Consider the following 17,901-nt stretch of genomic DNA (forward strand, 5'->3'; position numbering starts at 1 on the left):
AAATCCTTACTCTCTCGTTTTTGCTGACCACGCGCCCGTACGACGTCCCTGTCGCTGCGCGCTCGCCGGGCATCCATGCCCGGCGGATCAGAAAAATCATCGTTCGTTGCGGCGGCCCACAGGCGCATTAATCGTTACGCGAATCCTGTTTTCATTCCATGTTTTTGTGTGGTCTGGAAAACTGCGTGTTGTTCATTTTGAAGCGCGGTTTCGCGTTATGGTTTTATGCGCCTGCAGGACGCCGGTTTGAATAATTCTGCGCCGGTACGTCCCGGCAGGATGCCGGGCGAGCGAATAGGGCCATGGATGGCCCATTATTCGCGCTACCTAGACCGCAGGATTATTCAGAACGGATGAAGTCCTGCACAGCGCGAAGCAGGGAGTTTGCCCGACCGGCGTGAGGGGTAAGACCCCTCAAAGAGGTCATAGGGCCGGGCGGCAGCCCAAAAAGCCAGCCCGCATAGCGGCCAGAAAAACATCACCTGCACCTGTAACCAGTTTTATCAATTATTGAACCCATCCCCAATCTTCAGTATTCTCGAACCAAAGCAGGGATGCAGCATATCGTAAGGACACACGCCCAACGACCGCCTTCCCCGCTTACCATTCCGGATATAACACCACGCGATTCCAGCCTTGCGTTTACAAGGACGGGTGGCAGCGTGCCCGGAATGCAAGAGTCAATTGAACGATCTGACCGCTGGCAAAGCACTGGATAATCAATAGCCTGAGCTTTTCAGACCGTTGATAACACGCAAAGCGTAAAAAAGATCTCAGGACGTAAAGTTCACATCCTGACAAGAAGTAGAATATCGGAAAATTTTACAGTCCGGCAGTGAGTTCGACTAAAAATCTGAGTAAGAATTTAGATGTTTAAATGAGCATACATCCTAATAATCTGTTAGTTATCTAGCGCTTTTTCCATGCTCGGTATCCTGAAATATCCGAAAATTTCTTCTTTCTTTCTTTTGCAGTTCGCTCATAGTTTCTCCAGTAGTCTAAAAATTCCTCTTCTGAAGAAAATGGACCATTTCCTGCTATAAAATCTTCAATTCTTCCGTTTATACTTCCAATATTGGTTGTATTTCCTGATCCTGCTTTATCACCAGAAATTTTCCACTTTTCTTGGAAGAAAGTCTTAACATCCTTATAGGGTAGGACTATTTCAGAGATTTCATCTGTAGTATAAATTTTGTGCTCGGCTGATTTTTTAACAGCTACTCTCGTATAAACGAAACCCATAACCCAGTGTTCTTTATACTGATCGAACGGATACACTATATTTTTAGTGTTGTTCCTAATGAAACTTGTGTAACCGCCCAGTGTATACTTAAACTTGCTTTCAGGCTTATCTATGTAAGTAGTTTTAACATCAATTGCAATTTTTTCATTATCTTCATCGGATTTTTGCAAAGTAAAATCTGGATAATGGTTTTGTACAGTTGGTTCTACCAAAGTATAACCATTCTCGTCTGCGAACTGCTGAATGATAGGTCTTGAAAATAGCTCGAATATTGTACTTAAAACTTTTGTATCGCTACCTATGGGGTAAATTTTCTTTTCAGACGAGATAACACCGCATATGTTGTAATCAGACTCATATTCAGCCAACAATTCATCAAACTTCTTTTTAAATTCCACGTTTACTTCCTTTTTCAATCAGTTGGATGACATCCGAGGGGGGCTCGTCGAGAGCCTTACAAACTTGGATAAACTCAAGAACGTCTAGCCTTCGCTCCCCGCTTTCATACTTTGAAACGAACGATTGCGGGCGGCCAAGAACATCAGCTAATTGATGCTGAGTCACCTCTTTCTTAACACGCAGTCTTTTTAGTATTTCGTGGTACAAAGATGCTACCCCCCAATAAATTAACGGATATTCTGCATCCCAACTTGGAATATCCCAAATTAGGATTGTTTTCAGAATAAAGATACGTTAGTCTGGTGGTTTAGTAATCTGGTAGCTCGAGTCCGGTATGGCGAAGAAAGTATTAGTACCTCCAATGAAGTCTCAAGGAATCAAAACAAAATTAGTTCCTTGGATCGAGAGTCTTGTGCCAGAGGACTTCTCTGGGCGATGGATAGAGCCGTTCATGGGCACTGGCGTTGTCGCTTTTAATATAGCTCCCAGAAAAGCGCTAATGTGTGATACCAACCCCCACATCATTAATTTCTATTCAGCTATTCAGTCTGGTGAGATCACACCTGACATAGCGAGAAAATTTTTAGAAAAAGAGGGTGCGATTCTTTTAGAAAAAGGCGATGAGCATTACTATCACATAAGAGATCGGTTTAATGAAGAGCACGCTCCTTTAGATTTTCTATTTGTAAATCGAGCAGGTTTTAATGGAATGATTAGGTTTAATCGAAAAGGTGGTTTCAACATCCCTTTTTGCAAAAAGCCTAATCGGTTTGCCAAGGCTTATGTCACTAAAATCGTAAATCAAATATCTACTATTAGTCAGATCCTGGGCACCAAAGATTTTGACTTTAAATGCCAATCATTTGAAGAGACAATAAACGAGGCAAAGGCTGGTGACATTATCTATTGTGATCCTCCTTATATAGATAGGCATGTAGATTACTTTAATTCATGGGATGAAGAGCATGAGATAGGTCTTTTTGATAGTCTGAGCGAGTCAGCCTGTGACTTCATTCTTTCAACATGGCATCACAATGACTTCAGAAAGAATGAATATATCGAATCTCATTGGTCAAAATTTAATATTCTGACAAGAGAACACTTCTATCATGTTGGTGGTAGTGAAAAAAATCGAAATCCAATCGTAGAAGCAATAGTTACAACAATAGATACTAAAGAATACAAATACAAAGAACCTGAAACACAAGAGCAACTCACATTGCTAGAGCCTACTCTTCACTATGGCAGGGCCTAACAATCGCATTTTCGGCTGGTTTTCTGCTGCACTCCAAACCAGCCGAAAATGTGGGCCTTACCCCCCCAACACCCCACCGACCGACAACCACAGCACCCGCACGATCAGCGCCAGCAGTACAATCCAGGTCAGCAGGGTGCCGTAGTAACGGCCAAAGTGCATACCGCCTGCGGCCTGATTAAATCCCCAGGCGTGCAAAACACGCGACAGCAGAAAGCCGATGCCGCACACATGCAGGAAGGCGGCGTAGGCGCCATTCAGCTCGGCTACCATCAGCAGCAGTAAAACCGGTAACGCAGTTTCCAGCGCGTTAGCCTGGGCACGCATGGCGACGGCAATGGTTTTTTCGCCGCCGTCGAGCAGGCCGATTTTATGTTTCAGGCGAAGGCGTACGACCATATAAGCCAGTGCCAGTAGCAGTAAAGCGGTCAGAGCAATATAAAATCCACTGATCAATAACATCGGTATACCCCGGTTTTTGTCGCCATTATTTATTGTTGTCAGAACTCTTAAGCCTTGCTGCATTGGGCAAATCCGCGGCTCATGCTAACCTGCTGCAAACAGTTACGGCAATCATTCCCGGCGTTCAGTCTCTGCAAGCGCCGGCAGGAGTTTTCGGTGTTGGTTAAATCTGTCTTTGCTATTCTTCGGCGTCTGCCGCTGGTTCTGCTCTTACTGGGGCCGGTTTTAGCCAGCAATCATGCTCACGCTTTTGAATTTTCCGGCCATGCGCAGGTATGCGAAATGGCGTATCAGCTGGTTACGCCAGAAACCCGCCAGTGGATTGACCAACAGGTAAAAGCCGGAGGTGAGAAGAGCTTCGCTCATGCCTGCTCCTGGGCCGATGAAGTGCGCGACGAACGCAAATTCCGCCACACCAAACCCTGGCATTATATTAATGTGCCGCGTACGGCGATGTCAGTCCACGCAGATAATTGTGGTGATAAAGGCTGTGTGGTGCAGGCCATTAACGATATGCAGCAACGCCTGATTAATAATAACGATGACTGGCAGGCGCTGTTTTTTCTTGCCCATTTTATGGCGGATGTGCATCAGCCAATGCATGTCAGCTTTGCCGATGACCGTGGTGGCAATAAAGCCGCTGTGCGTTTTAAAGGCGATAAAACTAATCTGCATCAGTTGTGGGATGGTGATCTGCTCGGAAAATTCTCTTATAAAAAACAAAGCACGCTGGCATTAGGGCAAATTTCCGCACAGCAGCGCCGCGACTGGTCAGCCGGCCAGCCACTCAGCTTTGCCAATGAGTCGTTCACGATCACACGCGAAATTTATCGCCATTATCAGCAGGCAGCGCAGAAACCAGTGGCAATCGATGACGCCTATATTCGCCTGTTTCGTCCGCAATTACAGCAACGCCTGCAACAGGCGGCGGTACGTCTGGCGGATTTTCTGGATACTGTTACGGCAAGGGTCGAAGACAGTGCATCCTCCACAAAACCGCCAATCGCTAATTGACAGATTTATGCGAAGGGTTTTTAGTGAACCACGGACAACGGCTCCGGAAATCCATTCAGTATAAATAAGGATATTACGATGAAACCTGTAATTTATATCTCTGCTCTGCTGCCGGTAATCGCTGCAGCTCTGGCTCCTGCCGCTCAGGCCAGCAGTGGTGATCGCACCGTATGCAGCCACGGCAACCAGACCCGGATTATTGAAGTTAAATACACCGGCGAAGGCCAGATTCCATGCGAAGTTCACTACACCAAAGACAGCGGTTCTCAGGTGCTGTGGAGCGCGCAGACCGAAGGTGGCTACTGCGAGCAGAAAGCTGCTGATTTTGTGGAGAAGCAGCGCGGCTGGGGTTGGGAATGTGAAACAACGGTAGCGGCTGCTGAAGACGCAGGCAGCAACGATATGCCGGAGCAGGCAGCTGCTGAAGCTCCTGCTGCTGAAACCACTGCTACTGAAAACCCTGCAGCAGTAAGCACAAGTGAATCTGGCGCCGGTGAGTTAACAGCCGATGAAGTTCAGGCCGAAGACACTCAGCCAGACAGCATGCAAACAGAAGAAACCGCGGCAACTGCAGAGTAATTCTGCACCCGGCCCGGAGCCTGGCTCCGGGCACCTTTCTTAATCGCCTCTGTATTTACCTGTCTCTGCCGCCGTATTTCTGTTTTCGTTTCCTGTCTCCTGCTTTCCTCGTATTTTTTCTGTAATACTCCTTTCAGGCCGAAATGGCCCTGATTGTGGTACGCCCAGCCAAAGCCCCGCCGATATACTGCGCACAAAATAATAAAAAGGATCTCCCATGCTGCGCGTACTTTCTGTCCGTTCATTATTGCTGTGTCTGGCTCTGCTGCTGAATACACAACTGGTTTCTGCGATGTCATCTTCTGCTGACAGCAGTGGTTACACCCAGACCCGTCACCCGATTATGCTGGTGCAGGGTATTCTGGCTTTCGACAATATTGCCGGTATTGATTACTGGTACAAAATTGGTACGAAATTACAGGAAGGCGGCGCCAAAGTGTATGTCGCCCATATTAATGCCTTTAATAATTCCATCGACCGTGGCGAGCAGCTGATTCATGAAATGGAAACCCTGAAGGTGCTGCATCCGGGAATTGAAAAATTCAATCTGATTGCTCACAGCCAGGGTGGTCTGACTGCGCGTTATGTAATGTCGGTACGTCCGGATCTGGTGGCCTCGGTTACCACCGTTGGCTCACCCCATCAGGGAGCGCCAATTGCCGATCTGCTGAACGGTGTTTTTGCCGACGACACGCTGCTGGGTAACCTGTTTGAAGTGGTTGGCAACGCCGCTGGCAGTCTGATCGATTTACTCTCTGGTGATGATGTTCCTGCCGGCGATGTGCGCTCTCTGACTACCGAATTTACCAGTGCCGGTGCTGCGGCGTTTAATCAGAATTTTCCGGCCGGTCTGCCACAGACAACCTGTGGTGAAGGTCCTCAGCAGGTCAATATTGGTGGCCATAACATCCGCCTGTATTCCTGGGGTGGCGATGCCAACCTGACCAATATCCTCGACCCGCTGGATTACCTGTTTGCCACCACCGGCTTACTGTTCGGCAGCGCAGGCAATGATGGTATTACTGGCCGTTGCAGCAACCACTTTGGTAAAGTGCTGCGTGACAATTATCCGCTGAACCATGCCGACCTGATTAATCAGGTACTGGGCTTGCGCGGTTTAACCGCAACGGATCCACTCAGTATTTACCGCAGCCATGCTAATCGACTAAAGAATGCCGGTCTTTAATATTCCACTTACCATACTCGTGCCAGTGCTGCTGTTTGCACTGGCTTGCTTTCTGCTCGCGCCTGACAGCCTGACAGAAAGCAGCACAACCCCTGCTACAACCCCAGCAACATCCCCTGCTACAACACCAGCACCTTCCGCCTCCGGAACAGAAGATCCGGCGAAAGACAGTGCAGAGCAGCAGCCTGACAAGGCTGCACTCCCGGCATCACTGTCGGGTACGGAACACGGTGTGACTCTCAGTGCACAACAGCAGCAACTGGTGGTGCACAGCAGCCTGCGTGATTTATTCGATTATTATCTCAGCACGCTGGGTGAACGCGATAATCTCTGGATTGATACTCAGGTACGTGCAGCCCTTGCCAGACAATTAAGCGGCCAGCCGCTGGCACAGGCGGAGCATATCTGGCAGCAATATCTCAGTTACCGGGAGCAGCTGGCGTTACTGCCTGCAGCGGCAGAAGATGCATCAACCTACCAGCGCCTGCAGTACTATTTTGACAGCCGTGTTGCCCTGCAGGATCAGATATTCGGCCATGCCGTTGCGGCAGCATTATTTGCCTTTGACCGTGAGCAGGATGCGCTGGCGCTGCAACAGTTGCAGCACAAGGAAATAAATGAACCAAAGGAACAAAAAAAAGAACAACAGAATACTTCCGCCGATAACAGTAACCAGCAGACATTATTAAACGCCAGCTATCAGCAATCGTGGGCTACACGTCAGTATCAGCAGGAAAATGCAAAAACACAGCAATTGCTGGCCATTGAGCAAAGCAGTGATGACCCGGCCCAGCGCTTTGCACAACGCGCTGCCATTGCCGGAGAACAACAGGCGGTACAACTGGCCGCACTGGATCAGCAGCGCAATCAGTGGCAGCAACAGTTAACCGCATTTCAGCAGCAGGTACAGGCAATAAAACAGCAGCAATTAAGCGCCGATGAAGAGCAGAAACAAATAGACCTGCAACTGCAGCAGGCCTTTCCTCCGGAACAACACTTGCGCGTTAAAGCACTCAGCGGGCTGTTATAGCGGGCTGTTAAAACGACCCGCTTTTTTTATGCGTTTACAGTTTTGGCTGTGCGCGCTTCATAATGGAATAACAGTCGATGCCGGCATCCAGCGTGCCGTAGTTAAAGGCACCATTACGCACAATACGCGAGCGGATAAAGGCATCGGCAATATTGCTGTCACCCTGCTGAATTAACACACTGGCCTGTAAACCAACTGCAAGCTTATCGACCACCGTACGTGAGCGGTATTCCAGAGTGCTCAGATCGGTGAATTCATCTTTTAAATTCACCAGGAACTGATCAAACTCACGGTAGTTACCCGCACCTTTCTGCAGCTCAGCCATAAAGGCATCCACCACTTTCGGCTCTTTGCCCATGGCGCGCAATACATCCAGACACTGCACATTACCCGAACCTTCCCAGATGGCATTAACCGGTGCTTCGCGGTAAATACGTGGCAGAATATTGTCTTCCACATACGCTACGCCTCCCACACTTTCCATACTTTCATAGGCCAGATGCGGTGCGCGTTTGCAGATCCAGTATTTGCCTACGGCGGTGGCTAAACGGGCGAATAAATTCTGCTGCTCATCAGCCAGATTATCCAGCGCATGACCAACCCGCATACTGATCGCCAGCGCTGCTTCGCTTTCAATCGCCATATCCGCCAGCACATTCTGCATTAAGGGCTGCTCGTGCAGGTTTTTACCAAAAGCCGAACGGCCGGAGGTGTGGTGAATCGCCTGAGCAACCGCACCGCGCATTAATGCCGATGATCCCACCATGCAATCGAAACGGGTCATAGAAACCATTTCGATAATGGTACGTACGCCACGGCCTTCGTCACCAATCATCCAGGCAAAGGCGCCACGGAATTCCACCTCGGAAGAGGCGTTGGAAATATTGCCCAGCTTGTCTTTTAAGCGCTGTACATACATCTGATTTTTGCTGCCATCCGGGCGCCAGCGCGGTAATAAAAAGCAGGATAAACCGCTGTCGGTTTGTGCCAGCACTAAAAAGGCATCACACATAGGGGCCGAACAGAACCATTTATGACCGACAATTTCATACTCCGCACCGTTACCCGTGCTGCTGCCAACCGCATAAGCGCGGGTGGTGTTGGCGCGAACATCGGAGCCACCCTGTTTTTCAGTCATGGCCATACCGATGGTCAGGCCCTGTTTTTCAAAAAACGGGATATTGCGCTCGTCATAATGACGCGCCGTAATTTTCGGCACCCATTCTTTGGCAACGCCGGGAGAATGCTGCAATGCCGGCACAGCAGCAAAGGTCATGGTCAGCGGGCAACCGGAACCGGCATCGGCATTCATATGCAGATATTCCATTGCGGCACGGGCCACATGAGCACCGGGCTTTGGTGTTGTCCACGGCAGCGAGTGCATTTCGGCTTCGATCGCACTGCGCATTAATTCGTGATACGCCGGATGGAATTTAGCCAGATCCACACGGTTACCAAAGCGGTCATGGGGATAAAATTTCGGTTTATTTTCGTTGGCCTGAAAACCCGCCTCAATTAAATCACCACCACAACGTGCACCATAAGCACTGAGACGATCGGTAGCCCAGTCACCGCCGTACGCCTTTACCCAATGCTGTAACGCCAGATCACTGTCGTAGGCATTAAAGTTTTCCAGCGCTGTTGGCTGGTTAAAAACCGGATGGGTTTCTGCCTGGGATTTATGCTGCTGATAATCTGTGCTGCTGTTGGCACCAGCAGTGCCCGCAGAAGGGGTTACGGCGTCGGTAATTTGTGGATTAACGCTGGTGTTCATAACTGACATCCTCGGCTATGGAGTTTGCTTCAGCACTGCCCAATGCACGCAGACTGAGCGCACACAGCTGCTGAATTAATTGTTGTTGTTCATCGTTGGTCATCGCGGCGCGTGCCGCCATCTGGGGCAATTCGTTCGCGCTGTTTGTTTTTGCCTGGCCGGGAAATAACGGCCCGATTAACGCTTCGCTTAACAGACCGACCAGAGCGGCAGCACTGATGGCGGCGTCCTGCGCAGCAAATTCACCACTGGCGATGCCGTCGCGGATAAGGTCTTCAAAAATATCGGCGTAGGCCATGCGATAGCGCAGACGCTCCTGCTCCACGCGCGGATCAACCGGCTCGGCAATTAGGGCATAGGCCAGCTGCGGACCCTGCAGCGCACGCCGGGCAAACACCGCCACCGCCCGCGCCAGACGCAGGGCATAAGCATCCCCGACATTACGGCTCTCGCTGGCCGCAGCCACCTGCGCCACTTCGTGTTCGGTGGCGTAGCGGAAGACTTCCGCCACCAGTTCCGGCTTATTCGGGAAATGCCGGTAAATAGTGCCCGCCGCTACTCCTGAGCGCTCCGCCACCGCAACAGCCGTTGCTGCAGCAAAGCCCTGCCCCGCAACCAGATCGCGGGCAGCATGCAGCAGACGCTGGCGGGTGTTCGCCTTACGGGCGCGGGTATGTTCGGTTTCGCGGTAAGCCATAACGCCGGTTCCGGGTTCGCCTTGTGAGTTTGAATCAAACAAGTGAATCATTATTCACTTGTTTGATCAAGGGTGTTTTTTGTACAGCCGCTGAGCCTGTATTGGCTGTACCGGGCTGCCACAGAAGCTTCATCGCTTGTTCACGCCGATGTCATGCCACACACCAATATTGGTCTAGTCCAAAAACCAACAACAATGAAGGAGACCACTATGTTTAACCGGGACATTCAACGACTCAGCCGGCTGCTTACTGCCGTGCTCTGCATCAGCACCGGCAGCGCCGCGCTGGCAGCCAGCAAACCGCCACTCGTCACTGATCCGCAACTGCCACCGGCAAGCGGCAGCGCGCCACGGGTACTGCTGCTGGGTATCGACGGCGTGCAGCTGGAAGAGCTGCAGCAGATCAGCACACCCAACTTTAACCGCCTGCAGGTGCGCAAAGCCTATACCGGCGGTGTTGATGGCGAAGCCAGCCAGCAGAAAACTTCCAGCGGACCGGGCTGGTCGACCATTCTGACCGGCGTATGGGCGAACAAACATCAGATCACCACCAACGATTCCGACCTTGCTAATCCGGAGTTTCCTTCACTGTTTAAACGTCTGCGCGATGCCCGCCCGCAAGCGAAGATCGCCAGCGTCATGAACTGGGGTACGCCCAATACCACCTATTTCCGCAATGAAGTCAGCGGCAACGACATCACCCTGAATGGCCTGAGCGACAGTGCCGTTACCAGTAAAGGCGTGGAATTAATTACGCAGGATTTCGATCTGGTTTTTCTGCATCTGGACGAGCCTGATCACGCCGGCCACAGCAGTTGCTTTGGCCCGGCCTACAATACCGCGTTGCGTGGCGTAGATGCGCAGCTCGGTCAGCTTTTGGATGCAGTTGAACAAAGCAGCAGCGACTGGCTGGTGCTGGTTACCACCGACCACGGCCGTGAACCGGTACTGGGCTGTAACCACGGTAGCCAGACCCGTCAGGAAAAAACCATTTTTATTGCCAGCAATAAAACGCTGAACAGCGAATTCAGCCAGTACACCAGCGATATCAGCAACGGCGAGTTTTCCGCTATTTATGGTAATCCGGCACAAACCAGTATTGCCCCGACGGTACTGCGCTATTTAGGTGTGGAGCCACAAATCAGCTGGCAACTGGATGGCCTGCCATTAGTCGCTGCCGAAGGTGTGCGTAAACTATTACCCGGCGGTGGCAGTAACGATTTCAGCTGGTATGCCGACAGCAGCGCTGATGTAGAAATTTTCCGTAACGGCACAGCGCTGACCCAGGTTGATGCCCTGCAGCGTGGCTTTGCCGATAACGCCGATGTACGCGGTATTGTTGACTACACCCTGGTGCAGAACAACACCCCGGTGTCACTGCGTCTGAATAAAGTGGATATTGATGCTGCTGTCGACTGGAGCCTGAGCCGCGCCTATTTTTTCCGCGATGACAGCCGCTATGTGCGTTATAACAAAACCGCCGATCAATCGGACAGTGGCTATCCGGCCAATACCAATAACAGCAGCTGGCCGGGTCTGGGTGATTATGCCGGTTTAATTACCGCCGCCTTCAGCAAAGACAGCGGCCGCAGTTATTATTTTTTAAGCGATGGCCGTTATATCCGTTACAACAACAGCAGCGATCAGGCCGATGCCGGTTATCCGAAAAATATCGATGACAACAGCTGGCCGGGCTTAGGCGCGTACGCTACGCAAATTACCGCAGCACTGCGCTGGACGGGCGATAAGGTGTATTTTTTCCTGAAAAACGGCACCTATCTGCGTTATGACTTAGGCGATGACCGGGTTGATAGCGGTTACCCGCAAGCGGTTAACGATAATACCTGGCCGGGCCTTGGCGCTTATGCACAGGATATTACCGCCGCAGTAAAATGGAGCGACAGCCGCGCGTATTTCTTCCTCAGCAACCAGCGTTATATCCGTTACTCCATCAGCAGCGACAGCGCCGACAGTGGCTATCCGGCCAAGGTTAATGGCGGCACCTGGCCGGGGCTGATGAATCCGTAATACTCAGATACATATTTAACGGCAATAAAAAACGGGCAGAATATCTGCCCGTTTTTTTATACTGAATTAGCGCGTTTTAAATCTCCCAGAACAGCAACAGAATGGTCAGTGTTGCTGCGCCCACCAGAATATTCATCGGAATACCCACGCGCAGGAAATCGCGGAATTTATAACCGCCCGGGCCGTACACCATCAGGTTGGTCTGATAGCCCAGCGGGGTGGCGAAGCTGGCTGAAGCCGCCATCATAATCACCAGAATAAAAGGCTCATGGGCGACACCGGCTTTGTCGGTCATTTCCAGCACGATCGGCAGCATTAATACCGCCGCGGCATTATTGGTGATCACCTCAGTCAGAATGGAAACCACCACATAGGTAAGAATCAGCATCAGCCACGGGCGGTAATCACTGAGCTGCACAATATTTTCGGCCAGGTAGGCGGCCACGCCGGTTTTCTGCAGTGCGGCTCCTAAGGCAAAAGACGCGGCAATGGTAATCACCACGGTTAAATCGATACTGCGCTCGGCCTGTTCCAGCGTTAAACAGCCGGTCGCCAGCATTAAACCGGCGCCGATTAAGGCGGCGTTTAACATCGAAATCCAGCCCAGACCCGCAGCCAGAACAACCACCGTAAGAATGCCCCAGGACAACCAGGCGCGGTTATGACGCGGGGTTTCTTTGCCCAGATCGTTAATTAACAGGAAGTCTTTATTAAAACGCTGACGGCTGACAAAGGCCGGACGCGCTTCCAGCAATAAAGTATCACCGGCCTGCAGTTTAATGGCGCGCAGATTACCGGGAATCCGCTCGCCGTTGCGCGCTACTGCCAGCACCACCGCGCCGTAACGGTCACGGAAACGGGCATCGCGGATCGCCTGACCAATGGCGGCACAATGCGGTGACACCACCGCCTCAACCAGACAGCGCTCCGGCCGCGCCTGACTCAGCGCCAGCTCACCGGCCATGGCCGAAGGCACAATGCCGTTAATGCGCAGCAATTCTGAAATGGCCTGGGTATCGCCGGCAAACACCAGACGGTCGCCGCCCTGCAGCCGTTCTTCGGAGGATACTGCGGTCAGCACCGTGGCGCCGCGTTCAATCTCCACCAGATAGACCCGCTCAAGATCACGCAGACCGGCTTCCAGCACGGTTTTACCGACCAGAGGGCCGTCGCTGGCCACCGACACTTCGAGGGTAAATTCGCGCAGGTTTTCGAAGCCTTCGCCACTGCGGCGCTGTGGCAACATGCGCGGAAAAAACAGCCACATAAACAGGCCGCCGATAATGGCAACCGGCAGACCAATGGCGGTAATGGAAAACAGCGAGAAGCCTTCACCACCGGTCAGCGACTGGTACTGACCATTCACAATCAGGTTGGTGCTGGTGCCGATCAGTGTCAGGGTGCCGCCGAGAATGGCGCTGTAGCTGAGCGGAATCATCAGCTTGGACGCACTGATACCAATCTTCTGCGACCAGCTGTTAATCGCCGGAATCATGGTCGCCACCACCGGCGTGTTATTAAGGAAGCCGCTGAGCAGCATCACCGGCGCAAAGATGCGCAGCAGCGCCGAACGCAGGGTCAGCGGCCGACCGAGTAAGCGGTTGACCAGAATGTCGATACCACCGGAGGCATGAATACCCGCCGCCACCACAAACATGGCCGCCACGGTGATCAGACCGCTGTTACTGAAACCCGCCAGCGCCTCGCCGCTGCTTAACACACCGCTGACGCTGAGCAGGGTTAATGCTGCCATCATCGCCAGATGCGGCCGTACCGAAGTAAAAATAAGCGTCAGCAGCACCGCTGCGGTCAGTGTGAGAGAAAACCAGCCTTGCCAGTCCACGGCATGCTCCGGATAACAGAAGGTGATGCATATTAACCGGAGTAACCAGAACTCGAAGGAATATTAAGTAATTTAAAGGTAACTAAATTGCATAAGAATACAGACTGCCCTGCGGGCACTAATCCAGCCGTTAGCCCAGCCTCGGTTCGGGCAGCGGCAGCAACTCGGCGGTCGCCAGCGCGCGCGCCTGCTCTTCACTCAGCCCCAGCGCACGCAGCACCAGTTCGGCGCAGTCGCTGCCGGCATCGCGCCAGGTACGCAGACCTTCGCGTACCAGATAAATCGCGCCCAGCACCGAGCTGGCGATCATAGTGACCACCGCCGACAGCTGATCTGCCCGTATACGGTACTGGCCACACTGAATACCATCCATCAGCACCTGTACAGGCGCACCGGCACCCAGACGGCGCAGGGCCGCACTGCTGAAGCCAAAACGGCTGATAAAGTTACCCCAGGCCGGTTCTTCGTGGGCGCGGCGCACATACAGACGGATCGCGGTTGCCAGCTTGGCCGCCGGATCATTCTGCTGGCGGAAGCTGCTGACAATACGCTGGTTCATATCCGTTGCCAGAGTCACCGCCACCTCTTCAAACAGCCCCTGAATAGAATCGACGTGGTTGTAAACCGTGCCACGGGCAACGCCGGCAATATCCGCCAGCTCGCGCACCGTTACCTGAGTTGCGCCCTTTTCGGCAAACAACTGCAGTGCAGCGTTGTAGATACGGCGCTGGGCGGTGGTTAAACCCGGTTGCAACATCATCGGCTCCTGAAACAAATACAGACACCGGACGTAATAACGCCCGGTGAAATAAAAATTCGGTATGCAGGATGGTTTTATCGACACCCTCTCAGTCTGCGGCAGGAGGGTTTAGAAGCCGGAAGGAACCGGCAAAGAAGGTGCGATTGTACCACAAGCGGGTTGATCGCCTGAACGGGGAAAACGGGGCTCAGAGCCGACAATCGGCGTGTTTGGCTGGAACGGGCTGTTGCAGCCGGGAGCTAACAGTTGCATTCCCACGCGGAGCGCAGGAACGAGAAAAAGATAGGAACGAGAAAGGAGGGCCGAATCCGGCCCTAATTCAGAACAACCGGCACTTCCAGAATGGCCGCTATGGTACGTACGAGATCCAGCTCTATCGGACGCTGCTGGCCATCGCTGTTAATGCACACCTGCATGGCTTTCACTAACCGGCCTTTAATATGCGGGTAGGCTTCGGTCAGTTTGGCCAGCGCCTGATTCAGTGGTTTTAAGCTGTTGCTGCGCGGCTGCAGCGCCAGACCATTAAAACCGGCGGCGCTGACGGCGACATTAAAGGCTTCACTGGCGGCCTCGGCGGTGTCATGACCAAAGTGCGCAAGGGTCGACAGCACAATGGCCAGTTCGTTAGTCAGTGCCTCGGCTTTTGCGTGTTTGGCGGCAACCGGCTGCACCGGTTCAAACTGCGGATTCAGGTACTGCAGCACCAGCCGGTACAGGCACCATTCGAAGATATCGATCTCGCCATCGGCTTTGGCCAGCTGCACCAGCGTCTGCCGGAAGTTCTGATACTGAGTGTCCGACAACTGCTTCAGTGCCGGCATCGACAGTTCCACCAGCGGTAAGCGTTCGGCCGGATTCAGTCCGCGCAGCAACGGCAGAATACGCAGCGTCTGCTGGTAAAAATCCATACCCTGCTGAGTGCGGATCATGTCCAGCTGTTGCTCGTGCACAAAGCGTGAGGGTTCGGCCATCAGCAATGCAAACACCAGCGCGCGGGCGCTGTAAGCATCGCGCGCAGCATCCTGCAGGCGTGGCAGATTCTGTGCGCTGTCGGCGACCGCGGCTGTTGGTTCAGGAGCAACAGACTGCTGTGCACCAGCGCCACTGTGGGCCATGCTGACGCCCGCTATTCCTGCGGCGATGCCTCTGGCCAATGCTTCCTGACTGAGGCCGGCGCCCGCACTCTGGGCGGCAACTTCCGGGGCTTCGTGTTCTGCGGCATCGCGGGTCTGCGGTGGCAGATAACGGCCATCCCAGCGCGGATCGACCCGGCGGATACGTTCTTCCAGCGGCGGGTGAGTAGCAAACCAGCTCACCCGGAACGGCAGCGCCTGACCAAAAAACAGGTGCGCAGTTTCTTCCCGCTCGGGGCTGCTGATTTCGGAACCGGCGCCATAGCCGATCACTTTCAGTGCGCCGCCGATGCTGTCCGGATTACGGGTGAACTGCACCGCCGAGGCATCGGCCAGAAATTCACGCTGACGCGAGACGGCGGCCTTGATCAGGTTGCCGAAAAAGACACCGCTGTAACCGATCACCACCAGCCCGAGTCCCAAACCAAGCAAGGCCGCGCCGCTGTTGTCTTTACTGTCACGGCTGCGGTAACGCATGCTGCGTGAGGATGATTCCAGCAGAAAGCGGCCGATCAGGCCGATAAACAGAATACCGAACAGCACCGCCATCAGACGGATGTTCAGGCGCATATCGCCGTTAAAAATATGGCTGAACTCGTGCGCCAGTACGCCCTGCAGCTGGTCGCGGCTGAGCTGTGTCATACAGCCGCGGGTAACGCCAATGACCGCATCGGAAGGCTGATAACCGGCGGCAAAGGCGTTGATGCTGGCATCGTCGAGAACATATACCGGCGGCACCGGCATACCCGAGGCGATGGCCATTTCTTCCACCACATTGAGCAAGCGGCGTTCGTAGAAATCTTTGCTGTTGGGCAGCAATAAGCGTCCGCCCAGCGACTCCGCGACTTTACGTCCGCCACCGCGCAGCATCAGCCATTTCACCAGACTGGCGGCGACGATCACCACGATCACACCGGCAGAAATCAGCAGCCATTGCTCAACATTCATATAGGCAAACAGACCGGGCTGCTGCGGCAGACCGGTTGACGGGTCAAAGGCCAGTTCGGTCACATCGGTGTAGGTGCCGACAATCTGGGTATCGGTTACCCACAACAGTGCGCTCACCAGCATATTCAGCAGCACAATCAGGCAGATCACAGCACCGGCAAATAACAGCACCAGCTGTTTGCTGCGCTTACGCGCCTGATCCTGATGGGAGAAAAAATCCATGATGTATTCCGGATGGAAAGCTGCGGCTGCCGGTAAAGTGGCAGCCGCCAGCGATGTCAGAAGCTGACTTTAGGAGCGCTCTGAATCTGCGCGCTGTCTTCAAATTCCAGCAGTGTGGCATTGGCCGGATGACCGAATTTTGCTGCCAGAACCACCGGCGGGAATGACTGGCGGTAGGTGTTGTAGGCGGTTACCGCATCGTTAAATGCCTGACGGGCAAAGGCCACTTTGTTTTCAGTGCTGGTCAGTTCTTCCGACACCTGCATCATGTTCTGGTTGGCTTTTAAATCCGGGTAGGCTTCCATCACCACATTCAGACGACCCAGCGCCCCAGCCAGAGCACCTTCGGCACCGGCCAGCTGTTTCATGGCATCGGCGGCCCCCGGGTTACCCGCTGCGGCTTTTAAGCCTGCTGCCGCCGCATTACGGGCAGTCACAACCGCTTCCAGTGTTTCACTTTCGTGCTTCAGATAGGCTTTGGCGGTTTCGACCAGATTCGGGATCAGGTCATAGCGGCGCTTCAGTTGTACTTCGATCTGGGCGAAGCCATTTTCGTAGCGGTTTTTCAGCGTCACCAGGGTGTTGTAGATATTGATGGCATAGACCACCAACAGCGCCAATACGACCAGAATCACGATGGTTGAAGTCGACATAAATATTCCTTGTAGATTTTCCGTTATTTTCTGAACTGACCCGCAGTTACTTGTACCAGCTGCCGGAGGCATTCTGGTAATACTGACCCGCTGCTGCCGCTTTCTGCGTCAGCTTATCACCGGCAATCTTTTCGATATTGGCCAGCGGGGTGTTCTGCTTGGCAGCAATTTCCTGATATTTGGCTTTGCGCTGCTGGTTGATTTCCACCACCAGAGCGGCGGCTTCGCTGTTACCGCTGGCCACCAGCCCTAAGTAACCATTGGTCTGTTCACCGACCAGCCCCATCTGCTTGGCGCCATCGAGGTCCAGTGCCCAGCTGCTGAGCGATACCAGTAAAGCGGCGGTTAATAATGCGATTTTTTTCATAGCTAATTCCTTCTCCGTCGGTTTCGGCTCAGAACAGTCCGTCTTCTTCTTCAAACAGGTTTTCCAGTTCTTTCTCAACCTTCACCCGCACTTCATGTTCAATCTTCACGTTCAGATTAATGGTGATGGGTTTTTCCGGAGCCGCCACTTTTAACGTGCAGGCGCTGAGTGGCGCCAACAGCAACAGCGCCAGCAGCGTGTTTTTCGCCAGCAGGATTAGTTTCATAGCCGTCTGTCCTTCCGATCCTTCGTTAATTTCGCAGTTACTCTATCTGCCTGTCAGGCCAATGCAAAGCCTGACGGGCTGT

Annotated in this window: 17 protein-coding genes; 6 read left to right on the forward strand and 11 right to left on the reverse strand. The window is 52.9% G+C overall.

Translation table 11 applies throughout. The features are described from left to right. Positions 1-909: 909 nt before the first annotated feature. Positions 910-1,641, reverse strand: coding sequence for a type II restriction endonuclease (locus HUF18_RS03150; protein ID WP_225691112.1), 732 nt, complete (start codon positions 1,639-1,641; stop codon positions 910-912). Beyond that, entirely contained in the window at positions 1,631-1,849 is a 219-nt protein-coding gene (locus HUF18_RS19830) for a helix-turn-helix domain-containing protein (RefSeq protein WP_225691113.1), read from the reverse strand. The genes HUF18_RS03150 and HUF18_RS19830 overlap by 11 nt, the downstream gene beginning before the upstream one ends. A 127-nt stretch (positions 1,850-1,976) precedes the next feature. Between HUF18_RS19830 and HUF18_RS03160 the strand changes: the two genes are divergently transcribed. Next, on the forward strand, positions 1,977-2,897 hold the full coding sequence (locus HUF18_RS03160) for a DNA adenine methylase (RefSeq protein ID WP_225691114.1): 921 nt from the start codon (positions 1,977-1,979) through the stop codon (positions 2,895-2,897). A gap of 57 nt (positions 2,898-2,954) precedes the next feature. Here HUF18_RS03160 and HUF18_RS03165 read toward each other — a convergent pair whose 3' ends face one another. After that, a complete protein-coding gene (locus HUF18_RS03165; RefSeq protein ID WP_225691115.1) occupies positions 2,955-3,359 on the reverse strand; it encodes an MAPEG family protein in 405 nt (134 codons plus the stop codon). A gap of 156 nt (positions 3,360-3,515) precedes the next feature. On the opposite strand from HUF18_RS03165, the gene HUF18_RS03170 reads away from it, so the two are divergent. The 4 genes from HUF18_RS03170 to HUF18_RS03185 all read left to right on the forward strand — a co-directional run bounded on the left by HUF18_RS03170 (position 3,516) and on the right by HUF18_RS03185 (position 7,168). Continuing rightward, the gene (locus HUF18_RS03170) at positions 3,516-4,373 is read left to right on the forward strand and encodes a S1/P1 nuclease (protein ID WP_225691116.1); all 858 of its coding nucleotides are present in this window, start codon (positions 3,516-3,518) and stop codon (positions 4,371-4,373) included. A gap of 78 nt (positions 4,374-4,451) precedes the next feature. Further along, positions 4,452-4,952 carry a hypothetical protein gene (locus HUF18_RS03175; protein ID WP_225691117.1) on the forward strand — a complete coding sequence of 167 codons (501 nt, stop codon included), beginning with the start codon at positions 4,452-4,454 and terminating at the stop codon, positions 4,950-4,952. 217 nt (positions 4,953-5,169) lie between these two features. Then, the gene (locus tag HUF18_RS03180; RefSeq protein ID WP_225691118.1) at positions 5,170-6,138 is read left to right on the forward strand and encodes a lipase family alpha/beta hydrolase; all 969 of its coding nucleotides are present in this window, start codon (positions 5,170-5,172) and stop codon (positions 6,136-6,138) included. Positions 6,139-6,370: 232 nt separating this feature from the next. Continuing rightward, positions 6,371-7,168 (forward strand): lipase secretion chaperone, encoded by a 798-nt coding sequence (locus HUF18_RS03185; protein ID WP_225691119.1) that lies wholly within the window; start codon positions 6,371-6,373, stop codon positions 7,166-7,168. Positions 7,169-7,202: 34 nt separating this feature from the next. Here HUF18_RS03185 and HUF18_RS03190 read toward each other — a convergent pair whose 3' ends face one another. Further along, positions 7,203-8,942 carry an acyl-CoA dehydrogenase family protein gene (locus tag HUF18_RS03190; protein ID WP_225691120.1) on the reverse strand — a complete coding sequence of 580 codons (1,740 nt, stop codon included), beginning with the start codon at positions 8,940-8,942 and terminating at the stop codon, positions 7,203-7,205. Further along, positions 8,926-9,639, reverse strand: a complete 714-nt coding sequence (locus tag HUF18_RS03195) for a TetR/AcrR family transcriptional regulator (RefSeq protein WP_225691121.1) — start codon at positions 9,637-9,639, stop codon at positions 8,926-8,928. The genes HUF18_RS03190 and HUF18_RS03195 overlap by 17 nt, the downstream gene beginning before the upstream one ends. 210 nt (positions 9,640-9,849) lie before the next feature. On the opposite strand from HUF18_RS03195, the gene HUF18_RS03200 reads away from it, so the two are divergent. Next, positions 9,850-11,667 (forward strand): hemopexin repeat-containing protein, encoded by a 1,818-nt coding sequence (locus HUF18_RS03200; protein ID WP_225691122.1) that lies wholly within the window; start codon positions 9,850-9,852, stop codon positions 11,665-11,667. 76 nt (positions 11,668-11,743) lie between these two features. Here HUF18_RS03200 and HUF18_RS03205 read toward each other — a convergent pair whose 3' ends face one another. From HUF18_RS03205 to HUF18_RS03230, 6 genes are all read right to left on the reverse strand, one after another. Continuing rightward, positions 11,744-13,510: an SLC13 family permease gene (locus tag HUF18_RS03205; RefSeq protein WP_145467791.1), complete on the reverse strand. Its 1,767-nt coding sequence runs from the start codon at positions 13,508-13,510 to the stop codon at positions 11,744-11,746. 130 nt (positions 13,511-13,640) lie between these two features. Next, on the reverse strand, positions 13,641-14,270 hold the full coding sequence (locus tag HUF18_RS03210; RefSeq protein ID WP_222428500.1) for a TetR/AcrR family transcriptional regulator: 630 nt from the start codon (positions 14,268-14,270) through the stop codon (positions 13,641-13,643). A gap of 314 nt (positions 14,271-14,584) precedes the next feature. Further along, a complete protein-coding gene (locus HUF18_RS03215; protein WP_225691123.1) occupies positions 14,585-16,573 on the reverse strand; it encodes a M48 family metallopeptidase in 1,989 nt (662 codons plus the stop codon). 56 nt (positions 16,574-16,629) lie between these two features. Then, complete coding sequence (locus HUF18_RS03220) at positions 16,630-17,226, reverse strand: LemA family protein (RefSeq protein ID WP_145467787.1); 597 nt, start codon at positions 17,224-17,226, stop codon at positions 16,630-16,632. 46 nt (positions 17,227-17,272) lie between these two features. Then, positions 17,273-17,593 carry a YdbL family protein gene (locus tag HUF18_RS03225; RefSeq protein ID WP_145467785.1) on the reverse strand — a complete coding sequence of 107 codons (321 nt, stop codon included), beginning with the start codon at positions 17,591-17,593 and terminating at the stop codon, positions 17,273-17,275. A 28-nt stretch (positions 17,594-17,621) separates the two neighbouring features. After that, positions 17,622-17,819 carry a YnbE family lipoprotein gene (locus HUF18_RS03230; protein WP_145467782.1) on the reverse strand — a complete coding sequence of 66 codons (198 nt, stop codon included), beginning with the start codon at positions 17,817-17,819 and terminating at the stop codon, positions 17,622-17,624. Positions 17,820-17,901: the final 82 nt, after the last annotated feature.

Origin of the sequence: Thalassolituus sp. ST750PaO-4, from assembly GCF_020320405.1 — a bacterium.
GTDB lineage: Bacteria > Pseudomonadota > Gammaproteobacteria > Pseudomonadales > Oceanobacteraceae > Venatoribacter > Venatoribacter alkanivorans.

What these genes read in the sequence shown, in the direction of transcription:
- HUF18_RS03160 (WP_225691114.1), top strand. Translation starts at nt 1,977, where the DNA reads ATGGCGAAGAAAGTATTAGTACCTCCAATGAAGTCTCAAGGAATCAAA.
- HUF18_RS03165 (WP_225691115.1), bottom strand. Translation starts at nt 3,359, where the DNA reads ATGTTATTGATCAGTGGATTTTATATTGCTCTGACCGCTTTACTGCTA.
- HUF18_RS03175 (WP_225691117.1), top strand. Translation starts at nt 4,452, where the DNA reads ATGAAACCTGTAATTTATATCTCTGCTCTGCTGCCGGTAATCGCTGCA.
- HUF18_RS03180 (WP_225691118.1), top strand. Translation starts at nt 5,170, where the DNA reads ATGCTGCGCGTACTTTCTGTCCGTTCATTATTGCTGTGTCTGGCTCTG.
- HUF18_RS03190 (WP_225691120.1), bottom strand. Translation starts at nt 8,942, where the DNA reads ATGAACACCAGCGTTAATCCACAAATTACCGACGCCGTAACCCCTTCT.
- HUF18_RS03195 (WP_225691121.1), bottom strand. Translation starts at nt 9,639, where the DNA reads ATGGCTTACCGCGAAACCGAACATACCCGCGCCCGTAAGGCGAACACC.
- HUF18_RS03200 (WP_225691122.1), top strand. Translation starts at nt 9,850, where the DNA reads ATGTTTAACCGGGACATTCAACGACTCAGCCGGCTGCTTACTGCCGTG.
- HUF18_RS03210 (WP_222428500.1), bottom strand. Translation starts at nt 14,270, where the DNA reads ATGATGTTGCAACCGGGTTTAACCACCGCCCAGCGCCGTATCTACAAC.
- HUF18_RS03215 (WP_225691123.1), bottom strand. Translation starts at nt 16,573, where the DNA reads ATGGATTTTTTCTCCCATCAGGATCAGGCGCGTAAGCGCAGCAAACAG.
- HUF18_RS03220 (WP_145467787.1), bottom strand. Translation starts at nt 17,226, where the DNA reads ATGTCGACTTCAACCATCGTGATTCTGGTCGTATTGGCGCTGTTGGTG.
- HUF18_RS03225 (WP_145467785.1), bottom strand. Translation starts at nt 17,593, where the DNA reads ATGAAAAAAATCGCATTATTAACCGCCGCTTTACTGGTATCGCTCAGC.
- HUF18_RS03230 (WP_145467782.1), bottom strand. Translation starts at nt 17,819, where the DNA reads ATGAAACTAATCCTGCTGGCGAAAAACACGCTGCTGGCGCTGTTGCTG.